Source organism: Thermogymnomonas acidicola (genome assembly GCF_014646795.1).
GTDB classification, from domain to species: Archaea; Thermoplasmatota; Thermoplasmata; order Thermoplasmatales; family Thermoplasmataceae; genus Thermogymnomonas; species Thermogymnomonas acidicola.
This window is the reverse complement of the sequence record NZ_BMNY01000001.1, coordinates 1-16,788: the sequence shown is the minus strand read 5'-3', so window position 1 is coordinate 16,788 and position 16,788 is coordinate 1. Positions and strand designations below refer to the sequence as shown.

Annotated in this window: 14 protein-coding genes and 2 tRNA genes; 8 read left to right on the top strand and 8 right to left on the bottom strand. The window is 55.8% G+C overall.

Features of this window, described 5'->3' with window-relative positions; all coding sequences use genetic code 11:
* Position 1 precedes the first annotated feature (1 nt).
* Complete coding sequence (locus IEW66_RS00085) at positions 2–892, bottom strand: DUF835 domain-containing protein (protein WP_188679257.1); 891 nt, start codon at positions 890–892, stop codon at positions 2–4.
* A gap of 112 nt (positions 893–1,004) precedes the next feature.
* Here IEW66_RS00085 and mdh point away from each other — a divergent pair, with 112 nt between their 5' ends.
* Positions 1,005–1,979: a malate dehydrogenase gene (gene mdh / locus IEW66_RS00080; protein ID WP_188679255.1), complete on the top strand. Its 975-nt coding sequence runs from the start codon at positions 1,005–1,007 to the stop codon at positions 1,977–1,979.
* A gap of 3 nt (positions 1,980–1,982) precedes the next feature.
* Here mdh and queC read toward each other — a convergent pair whose 3' ends face one another.
* Together queC and IEW66_RS00070 are read right to left on the bottom strand one after the other, a co-directional pair.
* Entirely contained in the window at positions 1,983–2,693 is a 711-nt protein-coding gene (gene queC / locus IEW66_RS00075; protein WP_229657385.1) for a 7-cyano-7-deazaguanine synthase QueC, read from the bottom strand.
* On the bottom strand, positions 2,690–3,169 hold the full coding sequence (locus tag IEW66_RS00070) for a 6-pyruvoyl trahydropterin synthase family protein (RefSeq protein ID WP_188679245.1): 480 nt from the start codon (positions 3,167–3,169) through the stop codon (positions 2,690–2,692). Before IEW66_RS00070 ends, queC begins: the two co-directional genes overlap by 4 nt.
* Before the next feature lie 84 nt (positions 3,170–3,253).
* Here IEW66_RS00070 and IEW66_RS00065 point away from each other — a divergent pair.
* Positions 3,254–3,328, top strand: a tRNA-Arg gene (locus IEW66_RS00065).
* A gap of 274 nt (positions 3,329–3,602) precedes the next feature.
* Here IEW66_RS00065 and IEW66_RS00060 read toward each other — a convergent pair.
* Positions 3,603–4,376, bottom strand: a complete 774-nt coding sequence (locus IEW66_RS00060) for a DNA polymerase sliding clamp (protein ID WP_229657384.1) — start codon at positions 4,374–4,376, stop codon at positions 3,603–3,605.
* A 487-nt stretch (positions 4,377–4,863) separates the two neighbouring features.
* On the opposite strand from IEW66_RS00060, the gene IEW66_RS00050 reads away from it, so the two are divergent.
* The 3 genes from IEW66_RS00050 (at position 4,864) to IEW66_RS00040 (ending at position 6,904) form a co-directional block, all read left to right on the top strand.
* Positions 4,864–6,051: a Glu/Leu/Phe/Val family dehydrogenase gene (locus IEW66_RS00050; protein ID WP_373286577.1), complete on the top strand. Its 1,188-nt coding sequence runs from the start codon at positions 4,864–4,866 to the stop codon at positions 6,049–6,051.
* Between the two features lie 180 nt (positions 6,052–6,231).
* A tRNA-Gly gene (locus IEW66_RS00045) sits at positions 6,232–6,303 on the top strand.
* Positions 6,304–6,517: 214 nt separating this feature from the next.
* Positions 6,518–6,904: a DUF488 domain-containing protein gene (locus IEW66_RS00040; RefSeq protein WP_188679239.1), complete on the top strand. Its 387-nt coding sequence runs from the start codon at positions 6,518–6,520 to the stop codon at positions 6,902–6,904.
* Positions 6,905–7,121: 217 nt separating this feature from the next.
* Here IEW66_RS00040 and ppdK read toward each other — a convergent pair whose 3' ends face one another.
* Complete coding sequence (gene ppdK, locus IEW66_RS00035; RefSeq protein WP_188679237.1) at positions 7,122–9,767, bottom strand: pyruvate, phosphate dikinase; 2,646 nt, start codon at positions 9,765–9,767, stop codon at positions 7,122–7,124.
* 272 nt (positions 9,768–10,039) lie between these two features.
* Here ppdK and IEW66_RS00030 point away from each other — a divergent pair, with 272 nt between their 5' ends.
* The 3 genes from IEW66_RS00030 to IEW66_RS00020 all read left to right on the top strand — a co-directional run bounded on the left by IEW66_RS00030 (position 10,040) and on the right by IEW66_RS00020 (position 13,752).
* The gene (locus tag IEW66_RS00030; RefSeq protein ID WP_188679235.1) at positions 10,040–10,909 is read left to right on the top strand and encodes a phospholipase D-like domain-containing protein; all 870 of its coding nucleotides are present in this window, start codon (positions 10,040–10,042) and stop codon (positions 10,907–10,909) included.
* Positions 10,910–11,027: 118 nt separating this feature from the next.
* Positions 11,028–12,053 (top strand): PTO1314 family radical SAM protein, encoded by a 1,026-nt coding sequence (locus tag IEW66_RS00025; RefSeq protein WP_188679233.1) that lies wholly within the window; start codon positions 11,028–11,030, stop codon positions 12,051–12,053.
* 67 nt (positions 12,054–12,120) lie between these two features.
* On the top strand, positions 12,121–13,752 hold the full coding sequence (locus tag IEW66_RS00020; RefSeq protein WP_188679231.1) for a B12-binding domain-containing radical SAM protein: 1,632 nt from the start codon (positions 12,121–12,123) through the stop codon (positions 13,750–13,752).
* Here IEW66_RS00020 and IEW66_RS00015 read toward each other — a convergent pair.
* Genes IEW66_RS00015 through IEW66_RS00005 form a run of 3 tightly spaced genes read right to left on the bottom strand, consistent with a single transcriptional unit; the run spans position 13,749 to position 16,484 of the window.
* On the bottom strand, positions 13,749–14,327 hold the full coding sequence (locus tag IEW66_RS00015; protein WP_188679230.1) for a hypothetical protein: 579 nt from the start codon (positions 14,325–14,327) through the stop codon (positions 13,749–13,751). The genes IEW66_RS00020 and IEW66_RS00015 overlap by 4 nt on opposite strands.
* A 53-nt stretch (positions 14,328–14,380) precedes the next feature.
* Positions 14,381–15,790: a hypothetical protein gene (locus IEW66_RS00010; protein ID WP_188679229.1), complete on the bottom strand. Its 1,410-nt coding sequence runs from the start codon at positions 15,788–15,790 to the stop codon at positions 14,381–14,383.
* A complete protein-coding gene (locus tag IEW66_RS00005) occupies positions 15,771–16,484 on the bottom strand; it encodes an ABC transporter ATP-binding protein (protein WP_188679228.1) in 714 nt (237 codons plus the stop codon). Before IEW66_RS00005 ends, IEW66_RS00010 begins: the two co-directional genes overlap by 20 nt.
* Between the last annotated feature and the right edge of the window lie 304 nt (positions 16,485–16,788).

The following is a 16,788-nucleotide window of genomic DNA, read 5'->3' as shown; positions in this document are numbered from 1 at the left end:
TTCACTCATCCGACTCCAGGTCTAGTTCCCTGATCTCATCAGGATCCCATGGCTGCGCGAACCTGGTTACCTGGCCGAACTGTATCGGGTCCATTGCCTCCCTGGATATGGCGTTGATGAAGTAGGCGTTCTTCTCTATGCATATGCTCTTTATCTGCTCGAAGGCCCGGTTGACCTCGTAAAATGGGTGGTACATGTTGAGGAGGTCGAAGACGTCCAGGAACACGATGTTGGACCTGCCGCTCGCCACCCTCTTGCCAATGGTGTCCGCAATGAACGACAGGTTCACGGGCCTGTTCCTGTTGCCCCCCATCGAATCAGTAACCCACACCATGTTGTCCTCACTGAAGAGTTCGGGGAAGTCAACCGAGAGGTTGTACCTTGATGCTACCAGTACCCTTGACTTGTCTATGTGCCTTGAGTAGAGGAGCTCGAGGAAGCGCTCGAACCTGGACGGGTCCGTGTAATAAGGTATGCCAGGGTACAGGCCATTCTTGGCAAGGTAAACTGATGTCCTGTCCACACTCCGGAGGTTCCTGAACCTCTGGTTCACGAGGCATTTCTTCAGTTCCGAGAGTGCCTCCCTGTACCTCCCCTCAGAGATCCTGACACTCTCACAGCTGTATAGGAGCATGTCGTCCAGTGAAACGTTACCATCGTAAACTATTATGGGAAAAACTTTTCTATCCGCACTGACTAGGATGCCCCTCAACTCTTCACCGATACCGGTGCCTGTGACTATTATGAGTGGGCTCCCCCTCTCCATGCCAGGTATTGTACCGGCAATATCCGTGACAGCCTCGGCCTCGAAGCCAGCGCTGAGCACAAGCTTCACGAACTCGCTGTGCTTGCCATCAACGTCATAGACGCCTATCATGGAGTGCCTATCCATTACCTAGTTTTTATTTAAAGGTTTCATCAGTACTCAGGTTGTAAGAAAATTTCCACGTACCCACCTCAGCCCTGAGGGCAAACAGTTTTTACTCCCGCAGGGATACCTGTTTATGTCCAGAAGCAAGATATCAGTGATAGGCGCTGGAAACGTGGGTGCCACACTGGCGCAGTTCCTTGCCATAAGGGAACTGGGTGATGTGTACCTCTTCGATGTCGTCCAGGGGGTGCCAGAGGGCAAGGCACTTGACATACAGGAGGGCGCACCGCACTGGGGATACGACAGCAACGTCGTAGGCTTCACAACTCCGGGCCAGGAGGCCTACAAGAACCTGGAGGGCTCGGATGTAGTTGTTGTAACCGCAGGCCTCGCAAGGAAGCCCGGAATGAGCAGGGATGACCTGCTCGGGAAGAACGTTGAGATAATGCTGGATGTGGGCAGGAATATAAAGAAGTATGCTCCCGACGCAGTCATAGTTGTTGTCTCAAACCCGGCAGACATAATGGCTTACGCCATCCAGAAGATAACCGGGGCCAGGCCAGAGAGGATCATGGGCCTCGGCGGCTCGCTTGACAGCGCCAGGTTCAGGACTTTCATAGCGAAGGAGCTCAACGTATCCGTTGAGGACGTGAACGCCTTTGTCATAGGCGGGCACGGTGACGACATGGTGCCGTTCATCAGGTACTCCAGCGTTGCAGGCATCCCTATCACCTCACTCCTGAGCAAGGAAAAGATCGACGCCATAGTGAAGAGGACCAGGTTCGGCGGCGGCGAGATCGTCGACCTCCTGAAGACGGGCAGCGCTTACTACGCACCCGGTGTCTCAATCCTGGCCATGGTGGAATCTATAGTGCAGGACAAGAAGAGGGTGATCCCGTGCGCCGCATACCTGTCAGGGAAGCACGCTGAACACTACGGGGCCAGCGGGATATTCATAGGTGTTCCCATAAAGATAGGGAAGGAGGGCGTTGAGGAGATCTACGACATAGACTTCACGCAGGAGGAGAGGGAGCTCTGGAACAAGACAGTGCAGTCAGTGAAGAACAACTGCCAGAAGGTTGACTCCTTCCTGAGCGGGAAGCTCTGACCCTCAGGGCCTCCCTTTTTTCAGGTATTCACTGTAGAATTCTGGAAAACTCTCATATTCCAGCGGGTCTCTTAGGCCCGCCTCCATGAAGCCCCTGAGCCTGAGCTGGCACGAATCGCATCGGCCACAGGCTGGGCGTTTTCCCTCGTAGCATGAAGTGGTCAGGTGGTATGGCGCCCCCAGGGAGGAGCCTAGCCTTATAATCTCAGCCTTTGAGAGGTACTGCAGCGGCACCTCTATGTGGAACCCCTTCTCGTTTCCGATCCTCGTGCCCAGAGAGAGTGCCCTCTCCATCGCACTGAAGTATGCTGGCCTGCAGTCAGGGTAGCCGGAGTAGTCGATTGCGTTGGCGCCTATCATGATCCTGTCTATGCCCCTAACCTCGGCTATGGCTGCCGCCACTGACAGGAATATGGTGTTCCTGCCGGGCACATACGTGTTGGGCACGCTCTCACCGATCTTCTCTATGTCCCTCTTCTCCACAGGCATCTCCGAGGTGAGCGAACTCCCGCCCACCTGCCTCAGGTCGATCTTGAAGACCGTGTTCTCCACGCCGTAGAAATCCGCCACGCTCCTGCTGCTTAATAGTTCGATATTGTGCCTCTGGCCATAGTCAAAGCTCAGCGTGGCCACATCATAGCCCTTTTTCAGGGCATAGGCAAGGACCGTGGTAGAATCGAGGCCACCTGAGAGGAGCACGAGCGCTGAGGTCACTGGAGCGCCACCTCCCTGCATGCCCCCTGCCCGGGGCCCTCGTAGAGGCACAGGGAGACCCTGCTTATGTTATCAGGGAACTTCACCTTCTCCATTACCTTTTTCAGGATGAAGCCGGAGAGCTCCTCGCTGCTCGTGTCCGTGACGTCACAGAGGACAGCATCTGATGAAGGCACGGTCATGCTCTTCCCCTCCCACTGCACCCTTATGCTCGTGCCCTCTTTCCTGACATCGGCCCTGGGGCACCTGGTGGGTATCAGTATCCTGTGGTCCACCTCTTCCAGAGCCTCCCTGACCGCAGCCTTGAGCGGTATGAAGTCCATGAGTATGGATTCCCTCGTCTCACCTTCGATCCTGAGAGAGACTGCATAATCGTGGCCATGCAGCCTAGAACATTTGCCCAGGCCCGGTATGAAGTGCGCGGCTGAGAACCTCAGGTTCGCTTCCCAGCCATTTACCTCGATGCTGACACTCATGGGACATCGGATCACGATAAGATTAATATGGGTTTCCGGGAGGTCGTGAAACTTTAAAATATCACAGTGCCTTAACCTCTCTGTGGGCGCGTGGCCTAGCCTGGATACGGCAACAGCCTCCTAAGCTGTAGATCAGGGGTTCAAATCCCCTCGCGCCCGTTGTGAATTCAGGAATTCCTGGCATCTGTGTTTCTGAAATTACCGGTCGGAAATGACTAAGTCGGGATTCCACCATAACGCCTGTGCAACCATATGCCTTTGCAGCCTTACTCCAATGGGATGCTTTGTAAAACTGGGTTCAGTGATGAAAAGAGTTAAGCGGCATGCAGGTATGCGTCCATATGAGCTCGCAGAGACTCATCGGACTCATAATGATGGTGGTTTCAATCGCAGTGATAATTGCAGTCGCTGTGCTGATGAGGGTGAAGTAGTGTCACTGCTCCATCCTCGGGGCCAGCAGGAATGTACCTTTTATAGCCCCCTGCGTGCCGTCCTTTCCGTAGCCGAAGTTGAAATCTATGGACAGTGGGTAGTCGTCCTTGAAGCTGAGCTTTATCACGTCCGCGCTTGCTAGCGACTTGACGAACTTCAGCAGGTACTCAAGGGGGTAAGAGCTCTTTATCGTAACGTTGCACTTTATCTCCTTCAGCATGTCCTTGGGAAGCCTGAGCTCGCTCTCCTCAGAATCGGAGACGGACCTTGCCCTGAACTCATCGGGCGTCAGTGTGAACCTGACCGCGTCTGATATGTCCTCCGCAGCCTTCAGCCCCCTCTCCAGTTCGCTCTTGTTAAGCACCACATAGTAATCTGAAGAGATCTGTGGCACCCTCGGCGTGGTCACCGCCTGGCTGTCGAGAAGCGCTATGCTCTTCGCTATGGTGCCTATCTCGAACTTCAGCTTCTCCTTGTCCTTGCTCATGGTCACACTGTCGTTGCTGCTCGCCAGCTTTATCACGCTTTTGAGCCTCTCGACGTCTATTGCGATCTCCTCTTCGCTCTCCACCTGGTACTCTGAGAAAGCGCCCTTGGGGATCTCAAGGCTGATCATTGCGACATGTGCGGGATCAACGGCCTTCACAGTGATCCCGGACTGGTCTATCTTGAGTTTGGCCTCCGTCACGACCGTGTTGAGGAGGTCTGCGATCTCCCTGAGGTTCCTTACTGAAATGGTCAACCTCATCTGTCCCATCTCCTGAAGCTCTGCCATGTCATTCTCCTCCAGAGTAAGGCCACAACAGACCAGTGAATTTTATAGCACTGTGTGGCGATATGCAGACACCATGCGTGATGCCAGCATAAAAGTTTCTTCCCGCCGCGGTACAGGTGATGTATATTTTCCAGTATATCATGATAAGCATGGATCTTGCCTCGTCTTTCATATACCATATAAAATGCAGGTTTAACCCTGGCCTCCTGCCCATCGGCTTGGAATATTTTCACCGTACGGCCACTGTCGTGGACAGTTGTCGCAGACATCATGTCATGTCATAGCAGATCCAGTAAAATAAGTCGCATGAAAAGTTTAATGGCTCTCATGCCATGCCCATGTGTCCCCTCATTTGGGGACATGTGGTGAAAGCATGACGGAAAATGTCCAGATATCCGGCAAAGTGAAGACCGGAGTGAGGGCAGATGGGGAGGATCTGGATCCTTTTGACATAGCGCTGAAGCAGCTCAACAAGGCTGCAAGCGTGATGAACCTGGACCCAGAGGCGCTGGCCATACTCAGCCAGCCACAGAAGGTGCTCCAGGTGAGCATACCCGTGAAGATGGACAATGGGAAGACGAAGGTTTTCACAGGTTTCAGGGTAAGGTACAACACAGCGAGGGGACCAGCCAAGGGCGGTATAAGATTCCACCCTGAGGAGACGCTCTCAACCGTTAAGGCACTCGCTGCCTGGATGACATGGAAGACGTCTGTCATGGACCTCCCCCTCGGTGGAGGGAAGGGAGGAGTGATATGCGACCCGAAGAGCATGAGCCAGGGCGAGCTGGAGAGGCTGAGCAGGGGCTACATAAGGGCAATAGCGGACTTCATCGGTCCCGAGGTTGATGTCCCTGCTCCGGACGTTTACACAACACCGCAGATAATGGCCTGGATGATGGACGAGTACGAGACGATCGTGAGGCACTCTGCACCGGGCGTGATAACCGGCAAGCCCATAGAGAACTGGGGTTCACTGGGCAGGGGTGACGCGACTGCAAGGGGTGGCATGTTCGTCCTCAGGGAGGCTGCAAAGAGGGTCGGCCTTGACCTATCGAAGGCCACAGTTGCGATACAGGGCTTCGGGAACGCCGGGCAGTTCGCCGTGAAGCTGGTCAGGGAGATGTTCGGCTCCAAGGTAGTTGCCGTTTCAGACACCAGGGGAGGCGTTTACTCGCCGAAGGGGCTAGACTACGCAAAGCTCATGGAGCAGAAGAAGAAGGCGGGAACCGTGCAGGGCCTTGCGGGTACGGAGGATATAACGAACGAGGAGCTGCTCGAGAGCGAGGTGGACGTACTCATACCCGCGGCGATCGAGAACCAGATCACTGCGAAGAACGCATCCAAGGTGAAGGCCAAGATAGTGCTGGAGCTGGCAAACGGCCCGACCACTCCAGAGGCGGACGAGATACTGTACAGGAACAAGGTGCTGCTTCTCCCAGACTTCCTGTCCAACGCAGGCGGAGTCACAGTCTCCTACTTCGAGTGGGTGCAGAACCAGACAGGGGAGTACTGGACGGAGAACGAGGTCTACGAGAAGCTGGACAGGAAGATGACCAAGTCCACGCACGACGTGCTGGACACTGCAAACAAGTACAACGTTGACCCAAGGACGGCCGCTTACATAATATCTGTGAAGAGGGTGGCCGACGCAATGAAGGCAAGGGGCTGGTACTGAGGTGCCAGTCCCGCACCTATAATTTTCCAGTGCGGAGAAGAGCGCCAACTTACACTTTTCGCTCAGGGGTGTGGCCTCTCGCTATTGCGAAGCCTGGTTTGCCTGCAGCGTTTTTCTGGTACGGGTGGTAATTTATCGCTGCGTATAGTTATAAATAATGGCTTGCCATTCTGGAGATGGGCGGAAGTAGTGTAGTGGTCATCACAGGGGCTTCCCAAGCCCTTAACCCGGGTTCGAATCCCGGCTTCCGCATACTGGTTTTTTGAAGGGAGACCCGTGGAGTAGACCATCGGGGGCATGTGGGTAAGTGCAAGGCAGGTTTCTAGGGGCGCTGGAGATGGATAAACGTACGCTTTACCGGTTTAGATGGATGGAAGTATTGCGACACCCTGTGCACCGTGCCCAGTCTTAACTTGGTGAGTCCAGATCACCGGACTTTATAAATTGGGGCTACATGTAATGTTGTATGGTTCGCGTCATGGTGAAGAGAGTTTACGACGCACCTTCTGAGGAAGATGGTTACCGAGTGTTTGTGGAGAGGCTCTGGCCGAGGGGGATGAAGAAGGATGCCCTGAGGATGGACCTGTGGGCAAAGTCCATTGCACCCAGTGACGCCCTCAGGCGCTGGTACTCACATGACCCAGCCAGGTGGGATGAGTTCAGGAAAAGGTACAGGGAAGAGCTCTGCCACAGTAAAGAGCTCGAGGGGCTGAGGCGGATGGACACGGTGACGCTCCTGGTCGCATCTAGGAGCGAGCTCAATGGTGCAGTAGTTATAAAAGGGATATTGGAGAACTGGGAGGAATTCCGGTCGTTCTGCAGGGAGAATGCGAGGAGGGCAGGGCTGCAGTAGCAAGTTCAGTCATTCATAGTCTCTGCCCGCACGCTCCCCGGATTCCACTGTATCCCGGGGCGCCCGGGCCCTTATCCCCATGCCCAGCCCGGTAGTTGTAGGGCCAGTTTCCAGCCTTGCCTCACCAAGCCAGGCACCGCACAGCGAACAAAATGGAATAAAGAATGGAATAAAGATCTTAGGTTTTGATTGCTCATGGGCACTCTGACTGAAATCCTCAGGACTCCCTGCTCCCCATCGCGCTCCTTATGGCAGCCCTCGCTGCAGCCAGCCTCGCAACGGGTATCCTCCTGGGCGAGGCAGATACATAGTCCAGGCCTATCGTGTGGCAGAACTCTATGCTCTCCGGATCTCCGCCGTGTTCACCGCAGATGCCTATCTCCAGATCCCTTTTGGTCTTCCGGCCCAGTTCAACCCCGATCTTCATGAGCCTGCCCACACCGTCCAGATCTATGGAAGTGAACGGGTCATGCCTCAGTATTCCTCTCTCTATGTACTGCCTTATGAACTTCCCCTCTGCATCGTCCCTGCTGTAGCCGAAGGTCATCTGTGTCAGGTCGTTCGTCCCGAAGGAGAAGAAGTCCGCGAACTCCGCGATCCTGTCCGCCACCAGGCAGGCCCTGGGCACCTCGATCATTGTCCCGATCTTGTACCTTATCCTCCCCTCAGGGTCCTCACTGGAGAACGTCTTCATTATGATCTCCCTCAGCTCCTTCATCTCGTTCTCATGGCCAACCAGTGGCACCATTATCTCGACGTTGGGCTCGATCCCCTCTGACCTTACCCTGAGAGCGGCCCTGGCTATTGCCCTGACCTGCATCTCGTAGATCTCCCTGTGTATTATGCCGAGCCTGCAGCCCCTGAAACCGAGCATGGGGTTGAACTCCTCCAGGTCTCTGACGGTTTCAAGCATCTTTTTGAGTTCCGCCGCACTTTCCCCGTCAGCTGGCCCGGAGAGCCTTTCGAGTATCTCCTCCTTCTCCGGAAGGAACTCATGCAGGGGCGGATCGAGGAGCCTTATTATCACTGGCATCCCCTCCATCGTCCTGAAGAACTCCGTGAAGTCGCTTACCTGCATGGGGAGCAGCCTGTCCAGGTACGATCTTCTCTCCTCACTGTCCCTGCTCATTATCATGGCCCTCACAACACCGATCCTGTCGTTGCCGAGGAACATCCTCTCCGTCCTCGCCAGGCCTATGCCCTTCGCACCGTTTCTCTTCGCGAGGGCCACCTCTTCAGGCGTGTTCGCGTTGGCCCACACCTGGAGCCTGCTGACGCTGTCACACACCCTAAGGAACTCGTCAATATCGTCTCTTTCCGCCACCTCCGTGACCCTGACCTCGCCTATGTAGGCCCTGCCAGTGGTGCCGTCAACTGTCACCACATCTCCCTCCCTCAGGGTGAGGCCCCTTGCCCTCAGCACTCCCCCTATGTGGTCCACCTCGATCTCCTCTGCGCCCACAACGGCTGGCTTTCCCATGGCCCTTGCGACCACGGCAGCGTGAGAGGTCATCCCTCCCTTCTGCGTCAGGAACCCGGCGCTGGCAGCCATGCCCCTCACATCGTCGGCCGTGGTCTCCGGCCTCACCAGGATCAGCCTCCGGCCCTGCTTCGAGAGCTCTATGGCCCTGTCCGAGGAGAAGACGATCTCTCCAGTGGCAACCCCCGGTGAAGCCGCAAGGCCCGAGCAGATCACGGATCCGTCCTGCCCATCCTCAACCCTTGGGTGCATGATCCCCTCTATGTGTTCTGGCTCCACCCTCATCACAGCCTCCTCCACGGATATCAGGCCCTCCTTCAACATGTCCAGCGTTATCCTCAGGTGAGCCCTCGGCGCCCTCTTGCCCACCCTGGTCTGCAGCAGGTAGAGTCTGCCACGCTCCACTGTGAACTCTATGTCCATCATGTCCCTGTAGTGCCTTTCAAGCCTGTCACAGGCCTCTACCAGGTCTCTGAATGCCCCGGGCATGCGCCTCTCCATGCCGTAGACGTTCTCTGGCGTCCTTATACCGGCCACGACGTCCTCGCCCTGTGCGTTCACCAGGTATTCACCGCTCAGCCTCTTCTCCCCTGTATTCGGGTCCCTTGTGAAAACCACCCCTGTGGCAGAATCTTCCCCCATGTTGCCGAAGACCATCTCCACGACGTTTACAGCAGTCCCCATCCCATCGTCTATCCCATTGATCTCCCTGTATGCCCTGGCCCTGTCGGAGTTCCAGGACCTGAAAACCGCCTCTATGGACATGAAGAGCTGCCTGTACGGATCCTGTGGGAACTCCAGGCCATGGTTCCTGTAGACCTCACCGAACTCCCTTACCAGGCCATCGAGCGTATCCAGGTCCATCATGTCTGCACTCCCAGGCCCGTTGTTCCTGGCAACCCTGAGTGTGGCCCGATCGAACTCCTCCTTAGGAATGCCCAGTACAGTGGTGCCGAACATCTGCATGAGGCGCCTCATGCTGTCCAGGGCGAAACGCCTGTCGCCGGTGAGGGCTACCATTGCCTCCATGGTCTCTTCATTGAGGCCAACGTTCAGCACAGTGTCCATCATTCCTGGCATGCTCACTGGCGCCCCGGACCTCACCGATACAAGGAGTGGCCTTGGCCCCCTGCCGAAGCTCTTTCCGGTGGCCGCCTCAAGCCTCCCCATGGCCTCCCTGACTTCGTTCACCAGGCCCTCATCGAGCCTGCCGTGTTTCAGGTACCTCGTGCACTCCGCGGTTGTTATGGTGAAGCCCGCAGGAACAGGCAGCCCCATCCTCCTCATCTCCGCCAGGCCTGCCCCCTTTCCACCCAGCAGGTGGACCAGGTGCATGCCACCCTCTCCCAGGTCGTAGATCCTCTTCTCCGTCCCTAAGTTCATGTTTGATCATTGCTCCGGTCTCTTTATAAAGTGGTGCTTTTGGTGTCCCTATCATGTGAGTATTAGATCTATGAATTATACTAAATCTATGAATATTCCACAAAGGAAACAAAATGTCGGGTATCTATGGGGAAATCTTTAAGGCACTGGGACACTGAGGTAAGAATGTTTGTGAAAATTTCGGCGTCTTAATATATTTGTAAATTCATATAATACCCAGGGGGTTGCCACTCGGAGAGATCATTAATTAAAAGGTGACCAATTGGCCTTCCATGCCTGTATACGTTGAGCCTGATGATGGAAAGGAGCCGGTGCTCAGGTTCATCAGGTCATCAAGGCGTTTCCTCCTCATGAACTTCTACCTGATCGATGACAGTGATGTCCTGAAGGCAGTTTCGGACACAATAAAGCGCGGTGCCCAGGTCAGGATCATTTACGATGGGAGGCCATACGGAGACAGCGACGTGACTGCGGAGGTGAAGGCACTGAATATGTCGGGCGCAAAGGTACGGAGGTCTCCGGCAGCGTTCGACAGGCCCGGCGTCTTCGACCATGCAAAGTACATGGTGAACGAGAGGCAGGCCCTCATAGGGACAGCCAACATGACAGCCGCTGCTTTCGGCAGGAACCGTGAGTTCATCTACATAACCAAGGACAGGGCCATAAGGAAATCCCTCATATCCCTGTTCAACTCCGACTGGGACGGAAAGGAAACCCCGAGGGTAACCCCAAAGATCATAACGTCTCCGGGCTCTGAAACATCCGTTTCATCCCTGGTTTCGAGGGCCATAATCGCAGAATCGGAGGAGATCGGCGATTCGAAGCCCGTGATGGAGGCCTTCAGGAAGCGGGGGCGCCACGTGAGGCTTGTGCTGCCATCCACCATAAGCGCCAGTGACAGGAAAAACGCGGAGCTCCTGAGGGAATCGCATGTCCATGTGAGGCTCATGGACGCGAAGAAGCTCTACATGCACGCCAAGGCCATCGTCGGCAGGGACTTTGCCTTCATAGGCTCCCAGAACTTCACATCCACCAGCCTGCAAAAGAACAGGGAGGTAGGTGTGATCCTGAGGGGCTTCTTCGAGAGGAGGAAGGTGCGCAGGACAGTCCTGCACGATTACTCTGAGGCCCAGAAGGCCTAGGTCCCACTGGCCCTGAAACCACGCGTGCGCACGCATGAAGCCGACTCTTGACCCTTTTACTCAGTGCGATATTTATTGCTATGGAAAAGTATGAATAAAGATATGTGTTGGTTAGCACATGGGTCTATTCCAGCAGGTGGTCCTCAGGAGCATAAGGAGGCAGCTGTCCTCCCTGGGGTCTGAGAAGCGCCCCTTCATTGCCGGGCACAAGCTGCTCTACACGTGCAACCTGAGGTGCAAGATGTGCCCGTTCTGGAGGCGCCAGGACGAGAAGCTCCTGAGCCTGGAAGAGGAGAAGCTCATGCTGAAGGCCCTTGCAGATTTCGGCGTCTCGTTCATGGGTTTTGAAGGCGGTGAGCCGCTTCTGAGGAGGGATATAAAGGACATACTGGCCGCATCACATTCACTGTTCCACACGTCCCTGGTAACCAATGGATGGTTCCTGAAAGAGAGGGCCAGGGACATAAAGGACTACCTGGACTACCTCTTCGTATCCATAGACGGGATAGGCGAGCTCCACGACAGGCTGCGCGGCATACCGGGCTCTTTCAAGAAGGCCGTAGAGGGCATTAAGGAGGCCACGAAGTACCTTCCAGTCTCAATAAGCAGTACGATTACCAGGGAGAACATGCACCAGGCGGAGGAGATAGTGGAGCTAGGCAGGTCCCTGGGCGTTTCCGTCAGCTTCCAGGTGGCATACGATTACTCCACAGCGGATAAGATGTCACCGGATGCACAGAGGCTCCGCGGTGTGCTGGAGAGGCTCCTCGAGATGAAGAAGCAGGGGTACCCCATAGTGGAGTCGAAGGAGTACTTCATGAGCGTTATAAACTCATGGTACCATAATGACCCGTGGGAATGCAAGCCATGGCTTACCATAAACATAGACCCGCAGGGGAGGGTCGTGACGCCGTGCTACGTGCTCAATGAGTATTCCGGAACACAGAGGGTCTGGGAGACGGATCTGAGGAAGCTCTGGGCCTCCATAGACTGGGACAGTTACAGGAGCTGCAACAAATGCGCCCTCTCATGCTACCTCGAGCCCTCACTCTTCTCATGGCGCAACCCATCCATGGTGAGGGAGAGGATAATAGACAACGTCATATCCTATATAAGGTCACGGGGCTCACCTGCGCCGCAGTAATAAATCCATGACATCTATGTTTCCCGTTTTCAAAACAGTTATATTTACTGAAGTATAATATTGCAACATGGCCAGGATAGTTCTCACCGCAGACAGGGGCTCATTCACGGAGTACGCTGGAGTGTCAACGCTCGGCTACGTGGCCTGCATGCCGGCCAGGCTTGTCCCCAGGCTGATGATGGACAAGATGTTCACGCCGCCCAACGCGTACCACAGGAACGGGGAGGCTACGGTGGCCCCTTACGCGCTCAGGAAGGTCGAGGCAGTCCTAGTTAATGCCGGTTTCAACGACGTTGTAGTCTCGCCCCCAGAGGCCCTTGAAAGGGTCGTGGGGCCAGATACGAAACTCCTCGGTATAACTGTCCACGATCCCCTCGGCCTGAGCCCTGTTGCCTTCAAGCTCACCATGCTGTTTGGCGGAGGCCCATCCTGGACAGCGCAGTTCTTCACTGAGCTGTCGGAGAAGATCGCCAGGCTCAAGAGGGCCTACAACTTCAAGGTCTTTGCAGGGGGGCCCGCAACATGGCAGCTTGCGCTTGAGAGGCCGGAATGGGTGGACACCATATTCTACGGGGAGGCCGAGGTCGATCTCCCGGAACTGGTGAGGAAGGCCCTCAACGGTGAGCAGCTGCCCAGGGACATGAAGGGCAGGGACCCGAAGGTGGAGCAGATACCCACCATAGTGAAGCCTGCCAGGTTCGGGGAGGTTCAGGTAACAAGGGGCTGCCCCAGGGGGTGCCAGTTCTGCTCCATCACGCCCGAGACTTTCAGGACAATACCCCTGGAATCTGTGATGAAGGAGGTCGAGCTGAACCTGAAGCACGGCTCTAGGAACATAGAACTTCTCACAGACGACATACTGCTCTACGGCGCAAAGAGGCTCGTGACGAACCACGAGGCGGTGGTCAAGCTCTTCGAGTCTGTCAAGAAGGCGGGAGCGGAGCAGATATTCTTCCCGCACATATCTTCGCCGGCGGTGCTGGACAGCCCGAAGACGGTGGAGGAGATATCGCACATTGCGGAGTACGACAAGTATATGGCTGAGGCCCCTGTGGTCGGCCTGGAGAACGGCAGCGAGAGGATAATCGCCAAGTACATGAGGGGCAAGCCGTTCCCGTGGACCCCCGCAGACTGGAAGGACGTAATAATAAGGTCCACGGCCATACTTAACGATGCCTACATTACGCCATGCTACACCATGACCATAGGCTATCCGGACGAGACTGATGAGGATGTGGAGAAGAGCATAGAGATGGTCGAGGACATATACGCGGAGAAGCTGAGGGCCTGGGTCTTCCCGCTGCCGGTTATACCCATGGGAACGTCCAGGATAAGGCAGAACCCGTTCCCGGTCATGGAGAGGCTGCCAAAGAAGTACTGGGAACTCCTCTACGTATCCTGGAAGCACGACCTGGAGGTCACAAGGCAGGTCTTCCCATACATGACGAGGCGTGTGGGCAACGGGGCGGTCAGGTACCTTGTGAACATGATAATGGACAGGACGTTCAGCCACATCGAGGGCATATTCAAGGAGCTCATGGAGACCAACGGCCAGAAGGCAAGGGAGTTCAGCAGGATCGAGCTGAACAGCTTCTTCGGCCTGATGAAGACCATCTACTGGCTGGGCACAACGGTCTTCACGCCGCCCTCCAAGAAGGAGGAGGACGTTGCGGTTTCGCCGGAGGCTAACGCCCACTAGCTCAGCTGCACTATATCGTCCATGAAAGGTATGGGGAAGCCCTCCCCAGACCTCCATAACATCGATCTGAGTTTCACAGGGTTCTCGGGGCAGCTTATGCTTTCGCCCGTCTGTGATGCGTACTGCTCGCACTGTGCACTCACGTTGTATGTTATGATGAACGTGTGCACGGATTCAGGAATCACGCTGATTGCCTCTATCTTGCCGAAGGAATCTGGCGTGAACTCGGTGCTGAACCCGCCTTCCAGGGTGCTGTAAGCCTCACCTGCGGAGAGTGTGAAGACGAAGCCCACCTGACCGTGGCCGTCAGGGTCTGTGAGGACACCAAGCGGTGGGTTGTTCCTGGCCGGCCCCATGTTGACCAGCGGGGCATCGTCCATGGTTACCGGGAAACCGAAGACCTTCAGGTACACCGGCCAGAAGGCCCCACCGAACACGTACCCGTCCCTGATCAGTATGACAGAGCCCTTGCCGCCCCCCACGTTCCTTAACTTCCACTCAACTATGCCAGATGCCTGGTCATACCAGGCCCAGCTCACCCTAATGCTGGGTTGACCTACCCTAATCATGGCCATGGACACTCACGGACATACTGCGGCGCTTTGGATAAACCTATCCTCCCGCACTCTCAGACAAAACCCCTTTCGGTGAGCATGTTCACCAGGTGCCTCCAGAGCTTCCTTCTGGCCAGTATGTAGGCCGTTATGCAGTACATTGTGGCGGACACCGCTAGCCCGAAGGTGAGGAAGGCCACCGAGACGAAGGCGAGGAGGTAGAGGACAAGCATCGGGAGTACCAGGAGGAACTGCCTCCCGCTGTAGGTCTGCGACATGAACTCGCTGTCCGTGATCTGCACAGGGGCGTACCTTGCAGTAAGGAACGCATATATTATCACAGCAGTTGGGGATATGCCCAGGAATACCGGCACTGAGTTCAGCGCAAAGTGCAGCCCCATGAAGTAGAGGAAAACGTTGGCCACGGTGAATGGCGCCATTATTATGTATGACTGGGCCATCTTTGAGAGCATTGCATACCTGAAATAGGAGGCCAGGTCCATGGTCATGGGCCCGGCCCACAGCCTCTCGTTCGATATGGCGCCCTGGGAGAACAGGATAGGGAGTATCACGCTGACATACCCGCTGAACAGGAAGGTGATTATGTTGAAGTTGTCACTGCCGAAGGAGATCCTGGCAGAGGGGAGCGTGAGGACCACGGCCGCGTAGACCGCTGCAACCGCCGAAGAGAAGAGCACGATGGCCTTGGTGCTGCTCCTTATCTGCGAGACCCTTATGCTGCCGCCGGCGCTCGAGCGGGAGCTGATGTCTATGAGGTTCATGTACCTGCGGACTATGGCCCTCCTCGGGGTGAGGCCGGAGAAGCCCATCTCGCTCCTGAACTCTTCCCTGCCAGAGAGCCTGAGGCCCCCCTCCGCGAAACTTGTCCTCGTGATATTCCTGTAGGAGTAGGCCAGGAAGATTGAGCCGAGAGCAGCTGAAACAGCCGTGCCCGCGGGGGAATAGGAGACCAGGGGGCTTGTGAAGGAGTACCGGAAGCCAAGGAGTGGGCTCAGCGCGAGCAGGGCCATGACCGCGCTCACGACGACCCTCCTGGGCAGGGTGAGGGAATAGTTGATTATGCCCACTCCTGTCAGCATGCCGGCAGTGCCAATGAGGGCAACCACGGCCAGCCCTATGGCAATGGGGTGACCCAGGAACCTGAAGATCACGAAGAGGAAGTAGGCCTCGGAGACTCCCGTTGTCAGGAACTGTGCCAGGAGAAGCGAGGAACCGAGCTTCCTCCTGTCAAGCGGCATGGTGAACAGGAAGTCCCTGTCCGGCCTCCTGACAGCGACGCCGCCACTGACCCCTATCACCAGGAAGAGGAAGGCCGTGAAAGTCAGTGCGTATATCACATCATCATTGCTGTGTGGGCTGAAGAAGCCTATCAAACCTGAATAAAGGAGGAGGAGGACGGTGAGTGCCAGGAACCCCCTGGTGAACCTCGTTCTCAGGATAAGGCTATTCAGTGTGTACCTCATCCTCCATCATCCTCGCCACTGCCCTCTCTATGGTCTCATCGGTCGACTTCCTTATGTTGTCCAGGGGGCCGGAGTACACGATGTTCCCGTGCGTGATTATTATGGCGCTGTCAGTGAGCTTCTCCGCGATGGACATGATGTGGGTTGACACCAGGAAGGTTGCTCCCAGGCTTTCCAGGAAGTCAACAACCTGCTCCTGCGTGGGTATGTCAAGGTAGTTGAGCGGCTCGTCGAGTATGGCTATCCTGGGCTTGTGGATCAGTGCCATTGCAATGGCAGTCTTCTGCCTGTTTCCCCTGGAGAGCTTCTGTACCTTGTATTTCTCCATCTGCTTGAGCGAGAGTATCTCCAGCATCTCCTCCGTCCTGGCCTCTGGGTCGCTGACGCCCCTGAGTGCCGCCATATACTCTATATTCTCCCTCACGGAGAGGACACCGTACGGGATGGCGTCCTCTGGCAGGTATCCTATCAGTGCCTTAGCCTCGTTGGAACCGGCCCTGTGGCCACCCACCATCACGTCACCCATGTCAGGCTCGAGGAGGCCCGCTATGAGCTTGAGTGTCGTGGACTTCCCTGCCCCGTTGGGGCCCAGGAGGGAGTACCTCTCCCCCGGCATTATCCTGAAGGATATGCTGTTGAGGGCAGTAGTCTTTCCGTAGTTCTTGACGACGCCGCTGAGCTCAATGTCTGGCACGGTCATCTCACCATGTATAGTATGATGGGGTTATTAAGGGAATGCACCCTGGCCTGCGCCACGCTTTTCTTGCCTGTACCAACTGCATGCCGCTGAAGTGGCGCATGAACTCAATCTGGCACACGGACAGCATGGCAAAGTGGCTTCATTGGTGAGATACGGCACCAGGCGGTGGAGGGGCACAGCCCATGAAAAAACAGGTGAACTACCCCGCCCTCACGGACTGGGCATCTCCACCTCACGGTGGAGATTTCCTGCTTCTTCCAGGAAACTTACCATACACTCCCTCGGAAAAGGGAATGTA

What these genes read in the sequence shown, in the direction of transcription:
- IEW66_RS00050 (WP_373286577.1), top strand. Translation starts at nt 4,864, where the DNA reads ATGAACCTGGACCCAGAGGCGCTGGCCATACTCAGCCAGCCACAGAAG.
- mdh (WP_188679255.1), top strand. Translation starts at nt 1,005, where the DNA reads ATGTCCAGAAGCAAGATATCAGTGATAGGCGCTGGAAACGTGGGTGCC.
- IEW66_RS00040 (WP_188679239.1), top strand. Translation starts at nt 6,518, where the DNA reads ATGGTTCGCGTCATGGTGAAGAGAGTTTACGACGCACCTTCTGAGGAA.
- IEW66_RS00015 (WP_188679230.1), bottom strand. Translation starts at nt 14,327, where the DNA reads ATGGCCATGATTAGGGTAGGTCAACCCAGCATTAGGGTGAGCTGGGCC.
- IEW66_RS00010 (WP_188679229.1), bottom strand. Translation starts at nt 15,790, where the DNA reads ATGAGGTACACACTGAATAGCCTTATCCTGAGAACGAGGTTCACCAGG.
- IEW66_RS00030 (WP_188679235.1), top strand. Translation starts at nt 10,040, where the DNA reads ATGCCTGTATACGTTGAGCCTGATGATGGAAAGGAGCCGGTGCTCAGG.
- IEW66_RS00020 (WP_188679231.1), top strand. Translation starts at nt 12,121, where the DNA reads ATGGCCAGGATAGTTCTCACCGCAGACAGGGGCTCATTCACGGAGTAC.
- IEW66_RS00085 (WP_188679257.1), bottom strand. Translation starts at nt 892, where the DNA reads ATGGATAGGCACTCCATGATAGGCGTCTATGACGTTGATGGCAAGCAC.
- IEW66_RS00070 (WP_188679245.1), bottom strand. Translation starts at nt 3,169, where the DNA reads ATGAGTGTCAGCATCGAGGTAAATGGCTGGGAAGCGAACCTGAGGTTC.
- IEW66_RS00060 (WP_229657384.1), bottom strand. Translation starts at nt 4,376, where the DNA reads ATGGCAGAGCTTCAGGAGATGGGACAGATGAGGTTGACCATTTCAGTA.
- ppdK (WP_188679237.1), bottom strand. Translation starts at nt 9,767, where the DNA reads ATGAACTTAGGGACGGAGAAGAGGATCTACGACCTGGGAGAGGGTGGC.
- IEW66_RS00025 (WP_188679233.1), top strand. Translation starts at nt 11,028, where the DNA reads ATGGGTCTATTCCAGCAGGTGGTCCTCAGGAGCATAAGGAGGCAGCTG.